Source organism: Flavobacterium sp. AC274 (assembly GCF_979258275.1).
The window spans coordinates 2,610,797-2,631,101 of record NZ_OZ409852.1; the positions used below are offsets into that span (position 1 = coordinate 2,610,797).

The window sequence follows — 20,305 nt, forward strand, 5'->3', positions numbered from 1 at the left end:
AAATTGTAACATCATTAAAAATAAGTTGTTTTTTTTGCGGATATCTTAGCGATAAGTTTTTAATACATCTACAATGAACAAGATATTAATTTGGTCTGTTACTGCTGCACTGGCAGGTTTTCTATTCGGTTTTGATACCGTAGTTATTTCTGGAGCTGATAAACAATTACAGCTTCTATGGCATTCTTCTGATGCTTTTCATGGATCTGTTGTTATGGCAATGGCACTTTGGGGAACTGTTGTAGGTGCTATTTTTGGAGGAATCCCAACTAATAAAATAGGTCGTAAAAAAACACTATTCTGGATTGGGATTTTATATTTTATTTCGGCTGTAGGTGCTGCTTTTGCAAATGATCCATTTGTATTTGCCGCCTTCAGATTTATAGGAGGTCTGGGAGTTGGTGCTTCTACTATTGCTGCTCCGGCGTATGTTTCTGAAATTGCCCCGGCTGACAAACGCGGACGTTTGGTTGCTTTGTATCAGTTTAATATTGTACTTGGAATTTTAATTGCCTTTATATCTAATTATTTTTTAAAAGATATTGGAGAAAATGCCTGGCGTTGGATGGTTGGAGTTCAGGCTATTCCATCTTTTATTTATATACTTTTTATACTTACAATTCCGGAAAGCCCAAGATGGTTATTGTCTAAAAACCGTGATGAAGAAGCGCGTAAAGTGCTTTTCAAAATTGATCCGACAGCAAATCTTACTGATATTATGGACGATTCCAGAGAAAATGGTGTTACCAAACATGAAAATATCTTCATGAAAAAATACCGTTTCCCGTTGATGTTGGCTTTTTTAATTGCATTTTTTAATCAGTTTTCAGGAATCAACGCCTTTTTATATTACGCGCCAAGAATTTTTGAAGAAGCAGGTTTAGGACAAAACACCGCTTTATTAAGCAGTATTGGGATCGGGATTACCAATCTTATCTTTACCTTAATTGGTGTAGCATTAATTGACAAATTAGGAAGAAAGTTATTAATGTACATTGGTTCAATTGGATATATTATTTCTTTAGGATTAGTTTCTGCGGCATTTTATTTCAATTGGGGAGGATTATCTGTACCTATTTTCCTTTTCTTATTTATTGCTTCTCACGCCATTGGTCAGGGAGCTGTGATCTGGGTTTTTATTTCAGAAATTTTCCCAAATCACATTCGTGCGTCGGGGCAGGCATTTGGGAGTTCAGTACATTGGGTTTTGGCAGCGATTATTCCATCTTTAATTCCGATGTTGTTTTCAGAAATAGGTCCGGAAGTCGTATTCCTAATTTTTACGCTTATGATGGTCCTGCAATTATTGTTTGTCATTTTTCTAATGCCGGAAACGAAAGGAATATCATTAGAAGTTTTAAGTGAAAATCTAACTAAAAAAAATATCAAAAACCATGAAATCAAAGAAACATCTACCGCTGACATTTTATAGTGTCGCTGTACTTTTAATAGGAGCTTGCAAACCGAATTCGGCGACAGCCCAAACAACAGCAATAACTACAGTTTCAACTTCTGTTGAAGAAAAAATGTACCGTCCTAATTTTCATTTTACACCAAAAAAGGGCTGGATGAACGATCCTAACGGAATGTTTTATGCAAATGGTTATTATCATTTATTCTATCAACATTATCCTGACGGAAATAAATGGGGACCAATGCATTGGGGACACGCCATTAGTAAAGATTTAATTAAATGGGAAGAACAGCCAATTGCGATTTATCCGAATAAAGACAAATTTATTTTTTCTGGAAGTGCGGTTGTAGATACAAACAATAGTTCAGGTTTAGGTACTGGAAAAACAGCTCCAATTGTGGCGATTTATACGCTGCATGATATGACAAAAGAAAAAGAAAATAAAATTGATGTCGAGCAACAGGATATTGCGTATTCGAACGACAATGGTTTTACATGGCAGAAATTTGAGGAAGGAAATCCTGTCGTGAAAAACCCTGGAATTCGTGATTTCCGCGATCCAAAAGCGACCTGGGATGAAACGCACAAACAATGGATAATGGTTTTGGCAGCTCAGGATCGATCACAGTTTTACAAATCGAAAGACCTTAAAAACTGGGAATATCTATCTGATTTCGGAAAAAATATTGGTGCCCACGGAGGTGTTTGGGAATGCCCGGATTTCTTCGAAATTAAAGTACAGGGAACCAACGAAACCAAATGGGTTTTAATTCAGAGTTTAAATCCGGGTGGAGCAAACGGAGGTTCAGGAACACAGTATTTTATTGGAGATTTTGACGGAAAAATGTTTACGCTGGATGCTAATTTTGCAAAAAGAGTAGAACAGGAAAAAGCCGTTTGGATTGATTACGGAAAAGACAATTATGCCGGTGTAACCTGGAATAATGTTCCAAGTGCAGACGGTCGACGATTATTTATTGGATGGATGTCTAACTGGGATTATGCGCAAGATGTGCCTACGACTGTGTGGAGAAGTGCTACTACAATTGCACGTGAAATTCAGTTAGTAAAAAAAGGAAATGATTATAGCTTAGTTAGCAATCCGGTGAAAGAAATCAACAAATATGTTTCTAAAACCATCAAAGGGAAAAACCTTAAAGGAAAAGGAAAACTTTCAATTCTGGAAGCAGGAAAAGTTGATTTAGCTCAGGCAATTGTCAATTTTAATGTAAAAAACTTAAAACAGGACACGTATACTTTTACACTTTCAAATGCAGCCGGAGAATCTTTAACGTTCGGATTAAATAATTCAGATCATTATTTATTTCTGGATCGTTCGAAAGCAGGAAAAAATGATTTCTCAGAAAAATTTGCTTCAACAATTACCAAAGCGCTTGTAGACGGAAATCAGAAAGAAGGTGTTTTTAAAATCATTTTAGACAAAACATCTATTGAAATATTTTACAACAATGGCGAGAAAGTAATCACTGAAATCTTTTTCACAAACCAGCCATTTACTTCTCTGTCGGTTTCTTCAAACGAAGGAATTGAATTGAGCAACATCGTAATTAACCAATTAAATATAAACTAACTAAAAACCACTAACCTCATGAAAAATAAAATTATTTATTTTCTATTTTTCTTCTTTCCAATGCTGATTTTGACAGCACAGGAAAACGGAATAAAAGGAACGGTAATTTCGTCTGATGACGGAATGCCGCTTCCGGGAGCAACCGTACTTATTTCGGGTACAAACACCAGTACAGTAACAGATTTTGATGGTAATTTTTCTTTCGGAAATATAAATGCTGATGCTGTAATTGTTGTTTCTTTTATCGGTTTTGCACCACAATCGATTCCCGTTAAAGGACAAAATACAATCAATATAACTTTAAAAGTAGACAACAACCAGCTAAATGAAGTTGTTGTAACAGGATATTCCAAACAAAAGAAAACGGATATTACAGGAGCGGTTGCTGTTGTAAACATGAAAGATGTCATGAAACAGCCGGAACCAAACCCAATTAAAGCGCTGCAAGGAAGGGTAGCGGGGGTTAAAGTTTCGTCTGACGGATCTCCGAGTGGAGCAAATACAAAAGTAGTGATTCGTGGCGTTGGAACTTTAAACAACACAGATCCTTTGTATGTAATTGACGGAATGCCAACTAAATCTGGAATGCACGAATTGAACCCGAATGATATTGAATCTATTCAGGTTTTAAAAGATGCTTCTTCGGCGAGTATTTATGGTTCTCGCGCCTCAAACGGAGTAATTATCATTACGACCAAAAAAGGAAAAGAAGGTAAAATGAGAATCAATTTTAGCACGTATACCTCACTTTCTGATTATTCCAGAAAGCAGGAAGTTTTGAATGCAAATCAATTTGGGCAGGCTTTATGGCAGGCAAATATCAACGACGGATTAAATCCGAATAATAATAATTTGCGTTACCAATTTGACTGGTCTGTTAATAATAACAAACCACAATTAAACAAAGTTTTGATTCCCGAATATTTAGACGCGAATCAAACGCTAAAATCAGCAAATACAGATTGGTACGATGCGATTTCTCAAACCGGAATTGCAAATTCATACGATCTTTCAGTTTCGAATGCATCTGACAAAGGAAGCTATGTTTTTTCTTTGGGATATTATGGAAATGAAGGTGTTGTAAAAACAACTGATTTCGAAAGAATCTCTGCCAGAATGAACAGTTCTTATAAATATTTTAATGGTAAACTGGTTATTGGTGAAAACTTTAGTTTCACTCGTACCAATGAAGTTACAGATCCCGGAGTATTAGATCCTGCGCTTCGTGCACTGCCAATTATTCCGGTTCATACTGTTGACGGGAAAGGCTGGGGAGGACCGGTTGGCGGAATGAACGACAGACAAAATCCGGTTCGACTTTTAGAATATAACAAAGACAATAAATACGATTATTTACGTCTTTTCGGAAATATGTATGCCGATTTAGAGATTATCAAAAACCTTCATATCAAGAGTAGTTTTGGTATCGATTACGGGTTTTATAAAAAACGTACTTTACAAAGAAGTTACCAATCGGGTTATTTACAAAACGATCAGACATCGGTTACCATAGACCAGTCCGTAAGTGATAAATGGACCTGGACAAACACGGCTATTTACAGTTTGAATTTCGGAAAAAGCAATCTGAATTTAATGGCAGGAACCGAGATGTACAAAGATACTTATGATACCACCACTTTGCGTAAAAACGACTTTTTGATCGAAACACCAGATTATATGTATCCGGATGCAGGAACAGGAGAATCGTTTACAAGCGGAACTTCAACAGTATATTCTTTGCTTTCTTATTTTGGAAAAGCAGATTATGAATTTGACAATCGTTATTTGCTTTCGGCTACAATTCGTCGTGATGGTTCGTCGCGTTTTGGTAAAAACAATCAATTCGGAACCTTTCCGGCAGTTTCAGCAGGATGGAGAATCAGCAATGAAAATTTCATTAAAAATAATGCACCCGTTTTTTCTGATTTAAAATTAAGAGCAGGATGGGGACAAACCGGAAATCAGGAAATTAGCAATACAGCCGTTTACAGTTTGTATATGGCTAGTTATGCAGGTGGAAGTCCAACCTGGGAAACGTCTTACGGAACAGCTTACGACATTGCGGGGAACGGAAACGGATTGCTTCCGTCAGGTTTCATTGCAACGCAATCCGGAAATGATGATTTAAAATGGGAAACCACAACACAAACCAACATTGGTTTAGATTTCGGATTATTCAAACAAAAATTAAGCGGTTCTGTTGATTATTATAGTAAGAAAACAGAAGATATTTTGGTTTTACCGGCTTATTTAGGAGTAATTGGCGAAGGTGGAAATCGTTGGGTTAATGGTGCTTCGATGGAAAATACAGGATGGGAAGTTTCTTTAGGATATCACGATGAAACATCATTTGGACTGAAATATGACATTTCCGGAAATATTTCGGCAAACAAAAACAAGATTACGCAATTGCCGGATGAAGTAAGAAATAACTACGGAGGAGACGGATTAAATGATAATATTTTGGGCCGACCGATTAACTCAATGTACGGTTATGTTACTGATGGATTGTTTAAAAGTCAGGACGAAGTAAGCAACTCGGCTATTCAGGAAGGAAAAGGCCTTGGAAGAATTCGTTACAAAGATTTAAACGGCGACGGAACCATCACAGATAAAGATCGTACGTGGATTGGTAATCCAAATCCGGGATTGACTTACGGAATTAATTTAGGTTTAGGATATAAAAATTGGGATTTCACCACTTTCTGGGAAGGAGCAAGTGATGTCGATGTGATTAACTATACAAAATACCAAACAGATTTTTGGAGTGTAGATGACGTAGGTTCAAACAAAGGGACTCGTTTATTAAATGCCTGGTCTGTAGATAATCCAAATTCTACTATTCCGGCTTTAACCACGGTTGATAGAAATGCAGAGTCAAGATTTTCAACTTATTATGTAGAAAACGGAAACTATTTAAAACTGCGTGTTTTACAATTTGGATACAGTCTGCCTAAAGATTTATTGAAAAAAATGAATTTTGACAGCTTTAGATTCTACATCAGCGGACAAAATTTATTGATCATTGATGCTAAAAGTTTTACTGGTGTAGATCCTGAAAATGCAAGATTTGGATATCCGCAGCCAACGACTTTCACGGCTGGTCTTAATTTTACTTTATAATAAAGATTAAATCAAAAAAAATGAAAAAAATACTATATATAACAGGGTTTTTATTGTTGGGAATATTTGCTTCCTGTTCTGATTTTCTGGAAGAAGATCCGCGTGGAGTGTTGTCTGAAGAAGATATTGTAACACCACAATCTGTAGAAGGTTTTATGAATGCGGCGTACGCACAATTGGGTAATGATCATTATGATTCGCCTTATAGTTTGTGGCCATTTGGAAATGTGCGTTCTGATGATGCCTACAAAGGCGGAAGCGGAACTAACGATATTCAGGATTTTCACTTTTTTGAAGTTTCGAATAATATCAGATCTGATTTTGGCGAATTAGATAACTTTTGGTATATAAGTTATGTGGGAGTTTCCAGAGCCAACAAAGCTTTGAAGGCATTAGAACAAATTTCAGAAGCTGATTATCCGTTAAAGAAAACTCGTATCGCCGAAATGCGTTTTTTAAGAGGACATTTTTATTTTATGCTGAAAATTATGTTCAGAAATGTTCCTTACATCACAGAAGATATTGCGATTGAAGATTATAAAACAATCTCAAACAAAGCACTTTCAAACGAAGAACTTTGGAATAAAATAGCGGAAGATTTTCAGGCTGCCGCCGAGGCTTTACCGGAAACGCAGCCACAAGTTGGCCGTGCGACTCAAAAAGCGGCGTATGCTTATCTGGCAAAAACCCGTTTGTATCAGGCTTATACGCAGGATGAAAGTTATAAAGTAACAGGAATCAATCAGCAGCATTTGCAGGAAGTAATTGACGCGACCGATAAAGTAATTGGCAAAGCAAGTTTAGAGCCTGATTTTGCAAATAACTTTTTGCCGGGAACTTTTGAAAACGGAACTGAATCGATTTTTTCCATTCAATTCTCAGACAATGACGGAACTTTATACGGAAGATTAAATTTTTCAGATGTTTTGTCAACTCCTCAGGGTTTAGGATGCTGTGATTTTCATAAACCAAGTCAAAATTTAGTAAATGCTTTTAAAACAGGTGCAAATGGTTTGCCGGAATTTGATACTTATAACAATCAGGATTTTGATTATAAAAATATCGATGCCAATACGGTAGATCCAAGATTGTATCATACCGTTGCGATGCCAGGTCTGCCTTATAAATATGATCCGGAATTTTTATATGTTGAAGCGTGGGTTAGATCTCCGGGAACATACGGATATTTTGCATCCTTAAAAGAAAACGTGGCGCCAAGCTGTAGTTGTGTCGTGAACATTGATCCGTTTTACGGAAATTCTAAAAACAGAATCCAGATTCGTTATGCCGATGTGATTTTGATGCGTGCCGAAGCTTTGATTGAATTAGGAAGACAATCAGAAGCTTTACCATTAATCAATCAAATTAGAGAACGAGCTGCCCAAAGTACAGGACGACTTCCGTATGTAAGTAACTTTAAAGTTAATACTTATGAAGACGGCGTTAATTGCAACTGGACACAGGATTTTGCCCGTAAAGCAATGCGTTTCGAACGTCGTTTAGAATTGGCAATGGAAGGAAATCGTTTCTTTGATTTAGTTCGCTGGGGCGTTACAGATCAGGTAATGAATGATTTTTATGCTGGCGAAAAAACAAAACGCACCTATTATCAGGATGCCTTTTTTGATGCGAGTAAAGAGGAGTATTGCCCAATTCCGTTGAAACAAATTAATTTCAGTCAGGGAGTGTACAAACAAAATCCGGGTTATTAATCTTTAAGAATCATTAATATGAAAAAACATATAAATAAATATTGGGTTAAAGTATCTGCAGTATTGGCAATGATTTTTATGATTACTGCCTGTGAGAACAGTTTTGAAAACAGTGGTTTTGATATCAATTCACCCTCTAATGTTACTTCTTTTAAAATAAATGGAGTAGCTGGTGAAATTGACCAAAAAACAGGAAAAATTAATCTAACAATGCTTTATGGATCTGATATCACAGCAGTAAAACCTGAAATAATACTTGAAGGAGGTGCAACATCAAATCTTGATTTGACAAAACCAATCAACTTTACAAGCCCAATAAAATTTAGAGTAGTAAATGGTAATTTGTATAAAGACTATACGATAACAACTGTAGTGTTGAGTCCAATAAAAAGTTTTACTGTTAATGGAGTTGCAGCAACAGTCAATGATATAAGTAAAACTATTACAATGACACTGCCTGAGGGCACAAACCTAACGGCATTAAAACCGGTTATTGAGGCAACAGAGGGAGTTTCTATCTCACCGGCTTCAGGGACAACGGTAGATTTTAGCAATGCAGTAACTTTTGTTGTAACTGCTAACGGAAAAAATGTTAATTATACGGCTAATGTAGGAGTTCCGGTAACAGGATTAGTAGTAGCGTTTTTAGGAACTGCTGCAACAAGAGCCGAAATTACTAATATAGATGAAATTACGGCAGCCGATTGGTTCTTTGCAACTTTTAATGGAGCTAAATATATATCATTTAATAGTATTCAAAATGGTGCTGATTTAAGTGATGTTGATGTAATTTGGTGGCATTTTGATTCTGCCGTTAATTTACCTTCAATTGCCTACAATCCTGCAGTAACAACTGCTTTGGAAAATTTCAGATCTAACGGGGGAAATTTGCTTTTGACATCTTTTGCTTCTCAATATGTAGATGCTTTAGGAATTGTTCCTTCAGGAAAAGGACCGAATAATGTTTTTGGAGATTTTCCTCCAAACGGATTTGTTGATGGAAATTCATGGGGAATGTCATTTGTGGGACATGAGAATCACCCAATTTTTGAAGGATTGATTACTTATGAAACCGGGAAAGCTAATTTATTACAAAGCGGTACTTTCCGGTTGAATCATACTGCCTGGTGGTTTTTACCAGAATGGGGAGGTTACAGCAACGGAGAAGGTTGGAGAAACCAAACAGGAGGAACCAACTTAGCAAGTGAAGCTTGGGATAATAATCTTGACGGAAGAGTTACCATTGCGGAATTTCCAAATACAGGAACTGATAAAAATGTGATCGTGATTTCGATGGGTGCTTATGATTGGTATAACGAAACCAATAGTAGCGGTGTCCCAAGTCAGGCAAATGAGTTTATTGGTAATATCAAGCTTTTAACGCAAAATAGTATCAACTATTTGGCTAAAAATTAATCTACTTTGAATTCAACAAAAATGAAATATAGAAATATAATAACGATAGCTTCCGTTTTCTTTTCACTTGTTTCCTGCAGTCAGGACGATAAGTATATTGGAGGTTCTATTTCAGGAGGAAATTCTGAGATAACAAGTGTTTTTCCTGTGCCGCCGGCACAATGGATGGGCGCAAATGATCCTTATTATAGTGCGGGTTATACAGGAGACATTATGCCTTTTTTTGACAACGGAAAATTCCATATTTATTTCCTTCATGATGCGCAGAATAAACCGGCAGGAAAAGGTTTTCATGATATTCATGAATATTTAAGTACTGATTTGGCTCATTTTACCTACGAAGGGCAAATGATTCCATACGGAAAAACGACTGATCCTGATTTTGCCATTGGCACAGGATCGGTGGTAAAAGTGGGGTCTCTATATTATTTCTATTATACAGGACATAATGAAACTCCGGCTTATGTACAATCCAATGTGAGAGAAAGTGTTTTGTGTGCTACAAGTTCTGATTTGAAAAATTGGACTAAAGTGCCTTCTTTTAAAATTACAGCACCGGCAGGATATTATAATTATGATTTCAGAGATCCGCATGTTTTTTATAATGATGAGTTAAAAAAGTATTCAATGTTGGTTAGTACACAGACAGAACCAGGCAGAAAAGCAGTTTTACTGCATTTTACAACTGCTGATCCTGCATCAGGAAAATGGGATGTTCAGACGCCAATTTATATGACAACATCACAAGATAATTATTTGATGATGGAATGTGCCGATATTTTTAAAATCGGGAATTATTGGTATTTGATTTTTCTGAAAACTGGAGTGCTAATAAAGGAACACATTACAGAATGGCAAATTCTATTAACGGACCTTGGATTAAGCCTGAAAATGATATGATTGACGGAGAATATTTTTACGCAGGTAAAACCGCTTCTGATGGAAATAAAAGATATGTTTTTGGATGGAATGCCCGCAAAACGCCTGAAAATGATTTAGGAAATAAAGATTGGGCAGGTAATATGGTTATTCATGAATTGACTCAAAATACAGATGGAACCCTTGGTGTACAGACACCACAATCTGTTAAAGATTTATTTTCTAAAAAAAGTAATACTGCTGAAGTTGATGCAGCCACAGCAAATGCGACAGTAAATAATGGAAGCTATATTTTGTCAGGTGCTACTGAAAAAGCCATGGTAACTTTTAAAGCAGTAGGTAAAAAAGCCAGAATAAAAGCAGAAGTGACCTTATCAAATAGCGCAGGAATGGCAGGATTTATTTTTCATACCAATGATACAGGAAGTTATTATGAAATAGTTTTTGATATAACAAAAGGTAAAGTCATAGGGTATAATTCCGCTTCACAGGAGGTAACACGTATACCATTTCAATTTCAGACAAATACGAAGTATGATGTTGAAATAATTGCAGAAGGAAGCGTTGTAGTACTTTACATAAACGGAAAAACAGCTTTAACAAATCGCATTTACGGCAGAGATCAAAACAAATGGGGATTAATTGCTGAAGGACAGAATAGTACTTTTTCTAATCTTCAGATTACGAGACCAGAATAACATTAATAATAAATATTTTTAGAATGAACAACGGAAAAAACCTTAAGGCGGTTGCCTTTGGAGAGGTGCTTTGGGATGTTTTTGCCAATGAAAAAAATTGGCGGGGCACCATTAAATGTGGCTTTGCGAATGAAAACATTTGGTTGCGAGGTAGCCATGATTAGTTGCGTAGGAAATGATAAAGATGGTGAGGCAATTATCAGTGAGGTAAAAAACCTGGGAATTGAAACGGATACTATTAGTAAATCAGAAGATTTTCCGACTGGCTTAGTAAACGTAACATTGAATGAACGCGGATCTGCAAGTTATGAAATCACGTATCCATCGGCATGGGATAAAATTGTTTTGAATGAATCTGGAAAAAAAATAGTGTTAGATGCTGATGTGCTAATTTATGGAAGTTTGGTTTGCAGGGATGAGGTATCAGGAAAATCTCTGGAAGAATTGCTTCAGACACAAGCTTATAAAGTTTTTGATGTTAATTTGAGAAAGCCCCATTATTCTTATGACATGTTAGAAAAATTAATGCATTCAGCTGATTTTATTAAATTTAATGATGAGGAATTGCTGGAAATAGCAGGCGCAATGCATTCGCCATATTCGGGTTTGGAAGACAATATGAACTTTATTGCAGAAAAAACCAAAGTGACAGCTATGTGCGTAACAAGAGGAAAGCATGGCGCTTTGTTAATGTGGGAAGGCCAGCTCTATGAAAATGGAGGTTATCCTGTAAAGGTTGCCGATACAGTTGGAGCGGGGGATTCATTTTTGGCAGCTTTAATTACATCAGTGCTTAACGGAAAAGATCCGCAAACAGCTATTGATTTTGCCTGTGCAGTTGGGGCTTTGGTTGCAGAAGCACCGGGAGCTAATCCCGAGATTTCTAATTCCAGAATTGAAAATTTAATGATACAAAATAAAAGTATAATTTAACCATAAGCGTTAATTATACCGATATATAAATTTCTAAGTTAAGACAAAAAAATGGCGCCATCTGCTTTCAGTTGGCGCCATTTGGTATATCTATTATTTTTTTGTTTACTTACCTCTTTCAAATAGTAACGAAGAAAATGCTTTGACTCCAATTCTAATACACTCTTCATCAACTTGAAAATTAGGGGCATGATTCATTGCTATGATTCCTTTTTGGAAGTTGGAACCTCCAAGCAAGAAATAAACTCCGGGAATTTTCTGTTGGAAATAGGCAAAATCATCATTGAAATAAGGAACCTGTCCGTAGTCGGTTACGACAAATCCTTTTCCGTAAATATTGTCAAGTGTAGTAATAGAAGTGCGTGTCAAATTTGGATCGTTTAAAACGGTTGGATTTTCTTTTATGAACTTAACAGAAATTTTCTGAGAACCATAATTATTGTCTTCAATTACCTTATTAATAGTAGGAATAATGTTTTTTAATCGGGTTGCATCAGTTTCGTAGATTTCTGCATTTATATGGAATGCATCGTTTTTAGAATACGTTCTAAAATTTTCGTCAGCAATTAAATAATCACTAAATATTGTTTTGGGATTCATCAAGCCCATTTCAGGATCTGAAATGAGCTGAATCTCCCATGGTTTGCTTTGGTTATTCGACCTAATCAGGGAATTACGAATTTTTGACGTAAGCTCTTTTAACTCTTTGGCAGGTAACACATTTTTAAATTGTATCCCTATTTCTTTTTGGTAAGCAAACACTTCATTAGGCTTTACCATTATTTGTCCTACGGGTAATCCCACTACATGAAGTGCGTAAATTTCATCAATTTTATATTTGTCAAATAATTTGTTTTCAGTAATTTTTTTTGCCCCTATAAATGTTTCTTCTTCAGGCTGAAAAATAAAATAGACCGTGCCATGCAGCGACTTTTTATTTTTTGCTAAAACTTCTGCTATTCCCAATGAAATCGCCATGTGAACATCATGACCGCAACCGTGTTGAACACCTTTTGTGTTAGATTTAAAATCAGATTGATCAGGAAAATCATTTGGCAATGCGTCCATTTCTGCTCGCCAGGCGATTTTTTTACCTTTTTTCCCACCTTCTAAAATGCCAACGACACCATATCCGTAAATATCCGTTTCAACTTTAAGGCCTAAATTCAATAAATATTTTTTTATAGTCTCTTGGGTTCTTTTTTCTTTACCCGCCAGTTCCGGATTCTCATGAAACTCCCTTCTAATTTGAACAAGCTTGTCGAAAATTGCATCAGTTTCAAGTTGGATAGATTCCTGAGTAACAACTTCACTCTTTTTTTCCTGACCATAAACAATGTATTGTCTGCAAAATACATTTACAATAAGTAATGCCAATAGAATTTTTTTATTCATTTTGTGTTTTGGAAGGTTAGGTTAATCTACTTTTGAATAGCGAATATAAACTAATTTTATAATGAATTGGCTTTAGACCGCAGATAGTAACCTTCTGTTAATACTATTGTTTAATAAAATTTTTCGTTGATTTTTTGCCAGAAAAAGACGGATTGATTAGGGATTACTTAACAGTTACAGTATAGGCAAAGTTTGAAGTTGCAGCACCTCTTTTAAATCTCATTCTGTCGTATGTTCCGACAGGAATGCCGGCAGGAATTTTTAAAACGGCTCTGTATGAAGTTGTGCTTACAATTTCTACAGGATAAGTTACTGTTGCATTACTATTAAGATATAACTCTACAGATGTAACAGTATTCATCATTCCGCCTCTTACTTCCAGAGTTTCTCCTGTTTGTTTTGTTACAGGAAAACCATAGTTAGCAGTATTAAAAGTGTCAGGCTCGATCACCGAAATTTTATATCGGTTATCTACATTTGTGTTTTGCAGTGTATAAGCTCCGTTTTTTATGCGTAAATCATACATTCCTACGGGCATATTTTCAGGCAGAAAATAATATATTCCATATTCAGTATAAGGCGTAACCGTTGGGCTTCCCATAAAAATTATTTCTGCAGTATATTCCGTCTGATCTGTAGCAGATACAAAATATACTCTTGTATTTTCAAAACTCAGCCATAAATTATCTATAGCATAAGTCCCGCCTCTGGCTGGATTCGTCTTTTTTTGCATTAAACCTTTTCTGTACGTTTCTCCACCCGCCAAAGTCCAGGCACTAGGTTCTTGTTGTCTAAAGTCTATTTTTAATGTGTATTGTTTTGTTGTTCCGGCTTTTGAAGTTACAGTATATACGGTTCCGTCTTTAAAAGGAACTTCTGCACCCGATGCCGGAGAAATTGTAGCTTCTGTACCCAAAATAATCTCTGGTTTAATAGTTTCCGGAATCGCTATATGACTACTCCATGTCACTATTATAGTGTTATCTGTTAAGGCAGCACTAATCGCATTATTTTCTGTATCTTTTAAAGTGAATGATTCGATTTGAGTATATCCTGGAACTTTTATTACATCGCCGGGAATAGTATTTATTTTATCAATGTATTCGGTGTCGCACGAAAAAAAGTAGTGATAAAAAAAGTAGTATAACCGTATGTAAGAACATACTGATATTGATTCTTTTATTCATGATTGTATTGGTTATTTAATTTTTAAATGATTTTATTTTTATTAGTTTTGCCACTTATTGAATAATGGCTTTTATTTTTAAAATGCCTGTACTTCAATGCTCACGGTAATTTAAAAAGCCGTTTGTAGTCATGGGGGAATGATGTCATTAAGAGTATTCTGCAGTCGATCGCCGGTCAGCTTTTACTGCAATTACTTTTATTAATATCATGATCCCATGTTCTTTTTACATTGTTATTAATTATAGTACTTGTGTCCAGTTATAGCTTATTACACTGCTTGAAGCTCCCGGAGCAATACCGGTTACTTTAACTAAATAGGCTTCTGTAGCTGTTGTTGGATCAGTAACTGATTCTGAATCAGTACCAGTGGTTTTCCAGATCACAATAGCTTTTGCAGGAGTCATAACATGTGTAGCCAAAACATAGCTGTAATATCCTAAACCATAATCTGCTCCGGAAATAATCCCATCGTATCCTAATACATTAAATGGATTAGCAACTGGTTCTGCACCAACATTTGACGGATCGTTTTTAACAGCAATGCTTCCTTTCCAGCTATCCCAGTTTGCACAAGTCTCGTTTAAGTCTATTGTACCTACGTACCATTGATCAGTATTACCTACAGGACGAATTGATCCTCCATAAATACCTTCCCACTGTACATTTACACCACCAATTGCAGCGGCTACAGGTGTCCAGTTTGTATAAGTAGATGATGGGGCTTGCCATCTGTTTACTGTAACAGATGTTGAAGTAACAGTACAAAGCGCAAGAGCAGTGCTTTTAGCAGTCTTGCTGCTTGTTTGTTCTTTTGATGTTCCTTGTATTTCGGCAGTCTGATCGTCAGAGCTGCAAGATGTAAGCGAAATAGCAGCCAATGCTACAATTGAAAAGATTATTTTTTTCATAATATTTAATTTAATAGGGTTAATTGGCTTTGTTTTCGTTACCGCTTGCATTAAAGACAGGCATTTTTTATTTCCTAAATTTTTAATTGGTTATCCTAAAAGGAAGTTTCATCGTAGTCGAAAGATTATAACTTTCCATCATGATCCAATAATCAGTGTCAGGCAAAAGTGTTATTGGAGAATCTGCTGTAGCTCCAAAAACATACATCGCATAAAAACTGGCAATATTTAATCCTTCATTATATTGTTGCATCTGCCATTTTTTATTTCCCTGTGCATCTACCACAAAAACCTTCGTTATTTCATAAGATGGAAGGAAATTTTCGCCTTTTACTGTAATGGAAGCTCCGGTGTTAACAGTATAAACAGTAGTTGCAGTCGATAATTCTTTTAAAATTAATTGAGGCTGTTGTATAATAATGTTAACTGTGTAGACAGCAGTTGTTCCATCCGCAGCTTTTGTTGTATACGTAACAGGAGTTTTGCTAAATACCGGTAAAAGTTCTGTAGCAGCAGGAGAAATAGTAGTTTTTTCCGGCAATGCAATAGCTGTTTCCAAATATTCATATTGATAATAAGAAGGCAGGTAAACCGTAATGGTTTTTTCCAGATTATTTACGGCACTGTAAATGGCCTGTTCTTCACCCGGATTTGTTACTTTAAAAGATATAATTCTTTTGGCATCAAGATCTGTAATGATTTCCGTAACAGGATCTTCTTTTACATCCGTCCATCTATCTTCTTCACTTGTACAGGCAGTTAGAAGGCTAAATAAGGCAAAAGCAGTAAATAATAAAGATGTTTTAAATTTTATGATTTTAGTATTCATTAGGATTGGGGGTTGGTTATTTAATTTCAAATTTGGTGCTTCCCTTCGCTGCCATTACATAGTCAAAAGTGTAGTACATATGCGGAGTATCTTTAAACCATTCTGCAGGAGTATAAATATCCTTGTATACTGATATCATTTTTATTTTTGCGTAATTTCCATTTGCAGTTTTTAAAATAACAGTTCTTGCAGGAATAACAGTACCATTGTTTATGGTAAGCGGTTCTCCAAGTGCGTAAGCTACGTGAGCTTTGTTCGGATCAGTTCCGTTTGTGACAACTTCACCTCCAAAATCGTATAAATACCAGCCAACTCCGTTACCAAAAGAACCTGCGTCATCTGTACCAATAAGATCTATTCCTGTTTTAAACTCACTATCTGCAGGAATATCAACCACTTCATTAAAAGGTTTTGCAACGATTGTAATACCGCCAACACCGCCTCCCAAATAACCATTATTCTGATTGTTAGTGGTATTATTGCCGGATAAAAAGCTGGCATAAAGTCCGCCAAAAGCTAAATCCCATTTTTTTGTTTTCTTAAAAGAACCGTCAACAGCCTTATTTTCTTCAAGACTATAATATAATGTTGCCGATGGCGCAGTAGGATTGTCATCAGAAGTGCTTCCCTGATAATTTTTTACATGTATTACTTTATTAAATAAAGAGGAATCCGGTATTTCTGTATCCGGGTTTTCTTCATTTCCATTTTCGTCAGCAGGTTTATCATCAGATGAACATGCTGAGAATATTGCGGCAATAAAGAAAACTGCCAGTATTGCTTGTGGTATTTTGTTAATTGTGGCTTTAATTTTTTTCATTGGATTATATTATTTTGTATTTAAACTTTTGCTTCCGTCAGCCTGAACATAATATCTAAATGTAAAATAAGGTGCCGGCCAATTAAGATCTGTTACTGCAGGAGGATTACCTTTATAAGCATTTACAAGTTGTAGTTTTGCGTATTTTCCATTCGGAAGCCTTATCGCGTAGGTACGATCAGGTATAGCCTGCATGATATGGCTGCTTAAACTATAATAGAACCAGCCCGGAGAACTTTCAGAAGATGCCCATCCGATTTTAGTAATTTCACTATTGTCAAACTCGCTGTCTGCCGGTGCCTGAGTTACATTTTGATAAGTTTCATTAAGAAGTACAACGGCTGTATTTTGAGCAGCTCCTTCATAGCCCGGATTGTACTGATATTTTGCATTGTTTACAAAAACTTCGCTGTTGTACGGTCCGGTAAAAGCAATATCCCAGTCAGCTGTTTTCATATATTGCAAAGAATCTGCTTTGGTATGAAGCCAAATTTGTTTTTGATCACTAAAACGAAAAAGAAAAGTATGAAAGCTTCTTTGTTCTTTTCCTTCTGTAGCGTCGCCCATAGCAGCTCCGGTATCTCCGGCAAGATCGTTGATAACAATGCTTTTGCCATCTTGTAGTGAAGCGCTGGTATTTTCGTCGTTACTGCTGCAGGCGATAAAGTTCATCGCTATAATCATAAGCAGTAAAAAATGCCATTTTTTAATTATTTTAGTTTTAGTCATTTTGGAAATATTTAAAGTTTATTAGTTTTCCTTGTCTTTAAAGAAACGATAGCTTATGCCCAAAAGGAGTATTCTTCCGGGCTGTCCGGGCATTAAAGGATCGGTGTAGTTAAAAATATTATCAGCAGTAAATCTGAGGCTGAGATGCTCTTTTAGTAATTGTTTTTCCAGACTGGCATTGGTCAAAAAGTAGTCTTTTACAAAAATGTCGTATTTATCGATGAATTGATTTCCGTTACGATCTCCAAAAGGATATTTTCCTCTAAAGTTTACCCTGACGTTGGCATTGATTTTCCAGGGATCATAACGATAAAAAACAGATGTATTGGCCATATGGCGTGAGCGATTTTCAATTCCCCAATAGTCTGATGGGCGCGGCGCATAAGAATTTCCCGTTGCAGGATCATGTATGTTTTGGCTATAAGGCCATTTTCCTGCTCTGATGCTGTCTTTTACACTTAAATCCTTTGCAATTAAGTATTGATAACCGGCACTTATTTCCATATTTTTTAATGGACTGAATTTCAAGGCAAGCTCAAAACCTTTATTTACAGCCTCAGGCAAATTTTGATACGTATAAATAATTCGGTTATTGGTACCGGTGGCTACTTGTATGCTGTTAATTTGATTTGTTATTTTATGATAAAAAACACTTCCCTCAACTTTAAAATTTTTAGAAGGCTCCAGAACCATACCTGCATTATAGGAGGTGCTTTTTTCGGCCTGTAAATTTCCGGAGGTTTGATTGAGAATATATTGTCTTATCTCACTAATCTGTCCGTCTTGCTGTAATTGCTGTAGTGTAGGGGAGAGAACTGCATTTCCAACTACAAGATAATTGCTGCTGGGATTGTAAAATACGAGATAATTGGTTTTAAAATCAGGTGCTTTAAAACCTGTACCAATACCGGCCTTAAATGTTATTTTTGGTGTTATAAAATACTGAAGGCCAAAACTGGGATTTAATCTTCCTCCAAAATTATTGGTATGATCATATCGCAATCCGCCAACGGTTTTTAATTTTTGAAAAGGAGTCCATTCGCCCTGAACGTATGAGAAAAAAGTTTCTAATGAATTTACACCGGCAAGTGCATTATCATTCATGTTTTCGATACTGCCGCCAATTCCGGCAACCAGCTGATATGAATTATTATTGCTATAAGAAAATTGCTGTTCAGCCCGATGCAAAGTCTGTTTAAAAACGTCCTGACTTACCGCACTGTTATTTTGCTGCCAGGCAACACTCATGTCTGCCGAGTAATATGTGAGGTAATATTTGGTAATACTTCTAAAATTACTATTAAAACGATGATCAAAAGAAACCGAAAGATTAAGGTCCTGCTCGTCCTGATTATCGCCGGATATATGACCGAGACCAAAATCCTTCTGCATGAAAGAACGTCGCAATCCATAACGTCCGCTTAAGCCCAGAAAACTGCTTTCATTTACCTGATAACGCGATCGTCCCTGCAAGCTATAATTGTCATAAGGCGGAGATGTAGTACCCTGAATGTATTTAGAATTGGTATTGTAACCGTCTGTTCTGTAGTAATTGGCGGCAATATTTGCTGTTCCTTTATTTTGTAAAAAAGGGGTTTCTCCTTCTAGTGTTGCATCAATTATATTTAGGGATCCGTAGCTTAAAGAGGCCTGCATTTGCGGATCAACGACACCATGCCGTGTAATAATATTAATTGTTCCTCCAAGAGCTTCGCTTCCGTAAAGGCTGGAAGATGCACCTTTTATAATCTCAATACGTTCAATATTTGATACGCTGATTCTTGAAAGATCAAAATTACCATTATTTCTCCCAACCATTGGCTGACCGTCAATGAGAACCATAATATATTCACTGCCAAAACCCTGCATTTGAACACCAACAGATCTGGCTCCGCCACTGATATTATTTACAATAGCAATTCCGGTTTGTTCTTTCAATATTTCATCAAGTCTTCTGCTGCCCATAAGTTCTATGGTTTTGCGATCTATAATTGTTACAGGCATTGCGCTGTATTGTGCATTGACTAAGGTTTCGGGATTGTTCTTAACGGTGCGGCCAATTACATTGACTTCTTTTAGATCAATACCGGATTCCATTTCTATATGAAGTGGTTTAATCGCTTGTCCGTTTAAAGTGATCTCTTGTATGTAATCTTTAAAACCCATAATAGTGATTCTAATGGTATACGCTCCATTTGTTAATCCCGAAAATGAAAAATAGCCTTTACTGTCAGATATTCCACTTTTACCAGAAGGTTCTAATACTATTTTAGCTTGTGATAACGGATTTCCTGAATGGTAAATTAAACCGCTAATCGCATTATTATTTTGTGCTTGAGCTATACTAAAAAATAGTACAATAAAACCCGTAATGATCTTTTTAATAGAATTGAAAGTGCTTATATTTTTCATTTTTACTGATATGCGAATTGCCCATAAGTGAAGTTGATATGCAAATCACTATTCTTATTTAGACTGTGTAAAAATAGTAAATTAATAATTACGTAATAGTATTTTTTTACATATTTTTTCTTAAATTATGTTTTACCACTTTTAAAGCATATTTATTCTTTTTAATTTGCTTTAAAACAGAGTATTGTGGTTTCTAATAAAAAATCAGTTTACTAACTTTTACTTACACTCAGCAATACATTTCAAACATAGACAGGA

At 36.0% G+C, this 20,305-nt stretch carries 15 protein-coding genes; 8 read left to right on the plus strand and 7 right to left on the minus strand.

Annotated features, from left to right (window positions below):
- Positions 1–73: 73 nt before the first annotated feature.
- The 8 genes from ACZZZT_RS12025 to ACZZZT_RS12060 all read left to right on the plus strand — a co-directional run bounded on the left by ACZZZT_RS12025 (position 74) and on the right by ACZZZT_RS12060 (position 11,766).
- Positions 74–1,432 carry a sugar porter family MFS transporter gene (locus ACZZZT_RS12025; RefSeq protein WP_463460527.1) on the plus strand — a complete coding sequence of 453 codons (1,359 nt, stop codon included), beginning with the start codon at positions 74–76 and terminating at the stop codon, positions 1,430–1,432.
- Entirely contained in the window at positions 1,395–3,005 is a 1,611-nt protein-coding gene (locus ACZZZT_RS12030) for a glycoside hydrolase family 32 protein (protein ID WP_463460528.1), read from the plus strand. The genes ACZZZT_RS12025 and ACZZZT_RS12030 overlap by 38 nt, the downstream gene beginning before the upstream one ends.
- 18 nt (positions 3,006–3,023) lie before the next feature.
- Positions 3,024–6,128, plus strand: coding sequence for a SusC/RagA family TonB-linked outer membrane protein (locus tag ACZZZT_RS12035; RefSeq protein WP_463460529.1), 3,105 nt, complete (start codon positions 3,024–3,026; stop codon positions 6,126–6,128).
- A 20-nt stretch (positions 6,129–6,148) separates the two neighbouring features.
- Positions 6,149–7,840, plus strand: a complete 1,692-nt coding sequence (locus ACZZZT_RS12040) for a RagB/SusD family nutrient uptake outer membrane protein (protein ID WP_463460530.1) — start codon at positions 6,149–6,151, stop codon at positions 7,838–7,840.
- Positions 7,841–7,858: 18 nt separating this feature from the next.
- Complete coding sequence (locus tag ACZZZT_RS12045; protein ID WP_463460531.1) at positions 7,859–9,256, plus strand: DUF4960 domain-containing protein; 1,398 nt, start codon at positions 7,859–7,861, stop codon at positions 9,254–9,256.
- Between the two features lie 21 nt (positions 9,257–9,277).
- Positions 9,278–10,156 (plus strand): family 43 glycosylhydrolase, encoded by an 879-nt coding sequence (locus tag ACZZZT_RS12050; protein WP_463460532.1) that lies wholly within the window; start codon positions 9,278–9,280, stop codon positions 10,154–10,156.
- On the plus strand, positions 10,108–10,833 hold the full coding sequence (locus tag ACZZZT_RS12055; RefSeq protein WP_463460533.1) for a glycoside hydrolase domain-containing protein: 726 nt from the start codon (positions 10,108–10,110) through the stop codon (positions 10,831–10,833). The genes ACZZZT_RS12050 and ACZZZT_RS12055 overlap by 49 nt, the downstream gene beginning before the upstream one ends.
- Before the next feature lie 87 nt (positions 10,834–10,920).
- A complete protein-coding gene (locus ACZZZT_RS12060; protein ID WP_463460534.1) occupies positions 10,921–11,766 on the plus strand; it encodes a carbohydrate kinase family protein in 846 nt (281 codons plus the stop codon).
- A gap of 105 nt (positions 11,767–11,871) precedes the next feature.
- Here the strand turns inward: ACZZZT_RS12060 and ACZZZT_RS12065 are convergent, their stop codons facing one another.
- The 7 genes from ACZZZT_RS12065 to ACZZZT_RS12095 all read right to left on the minus strand — a co-directional run bounded on the left by ACZZZT_RS12065 (position 11,872) and on the right by ACZZZT_RS12095 (position 20,047).
- Complete coding sequence (locus ACZZZT_RS12065; RefSeq protein WP_463460535.1) at positions 11,872–13,161, minus strand: M20 metallopeptidase family protein; 1,290 nt, start codon at positions 13,159–13,161, stop codon at positions 11,872–11,874.
- Between the two features lie 163 nt (positions 13,162–13,324).
- A complete protein-coding gene (locus tag ACZZZT_RS12070; RefSeq protein WP_463460536.1) occupies positions 13,325–14,131 on the minus strand; it encodes a hypothetical protein in 807 nt (268 codons plus the stop codon).
- A gap of 457 nt (positions 14,132–14,588) precedes the next feature.
- The gene (locus ACZZZT_RS12075; protein ID WP_463460537.1) at positions 14,589–15,257 is read right to left on the minus strand and encodes a hypothetical protein; all 669 of its coding nucleotides are present in this window, start codon (positions 15,255–15,257) and stop codon (positions 14,589–14,591) included.
- An 82-nt stretch (positions 15,258–15,339) separates the two neighbouring features.
- Positions 15,340–16,086 (minus strand): hypothetical protein, encoded by a 747-nt coding sequence (locus ACZZZT_RS12080; protein WP_073397933.1) that lies wholly within the window; start codon positions 16,084–16,086, stop codon positions 15,340–15,342.
- A gap of 16 nt (positions 16,087–16,102) precedes the next feature.
- Complete coding sequence (locus ACZZZT_RS12085; RefSeq protein WP_463460538.1) at positions 16,103–16,906, minus strand: HmuY family protein; 804 nt, start codon at positions 16,904–16,906, stop codon at positions 16,103–16,105.
- 9 nt (positions 16,907–16,915) lie between these two features.
- Positions 16,916–17,635 carry an HmuY family protein gene (locus ACZZZT_RS12090; RefSeq protein WP_463460539.1) on the minus strand — a complete coding sequence of 240 codons (720 nt, stop codon included), beginning with the start codon at positions 17,633–17,635 and terminating at the stop codon, positions 16,916–16,918.
- A 21-nt stretch (positions 17,636–17,656) separates the two neighbouring features.
- Positions 17,657–20,047: a TonB-dependent receptor gene (locus tag ACZZZT_RS12095; RefSeq protein WP_463460540.1), complete on the minus strand. Its 2,391-nt coding sequence runs from the start codon at positions 20,045–20,047 to the stop codon at positions 17,657–17,659.
- Positions 20,048–20,305: the final 258 nt, after the last annotated feature.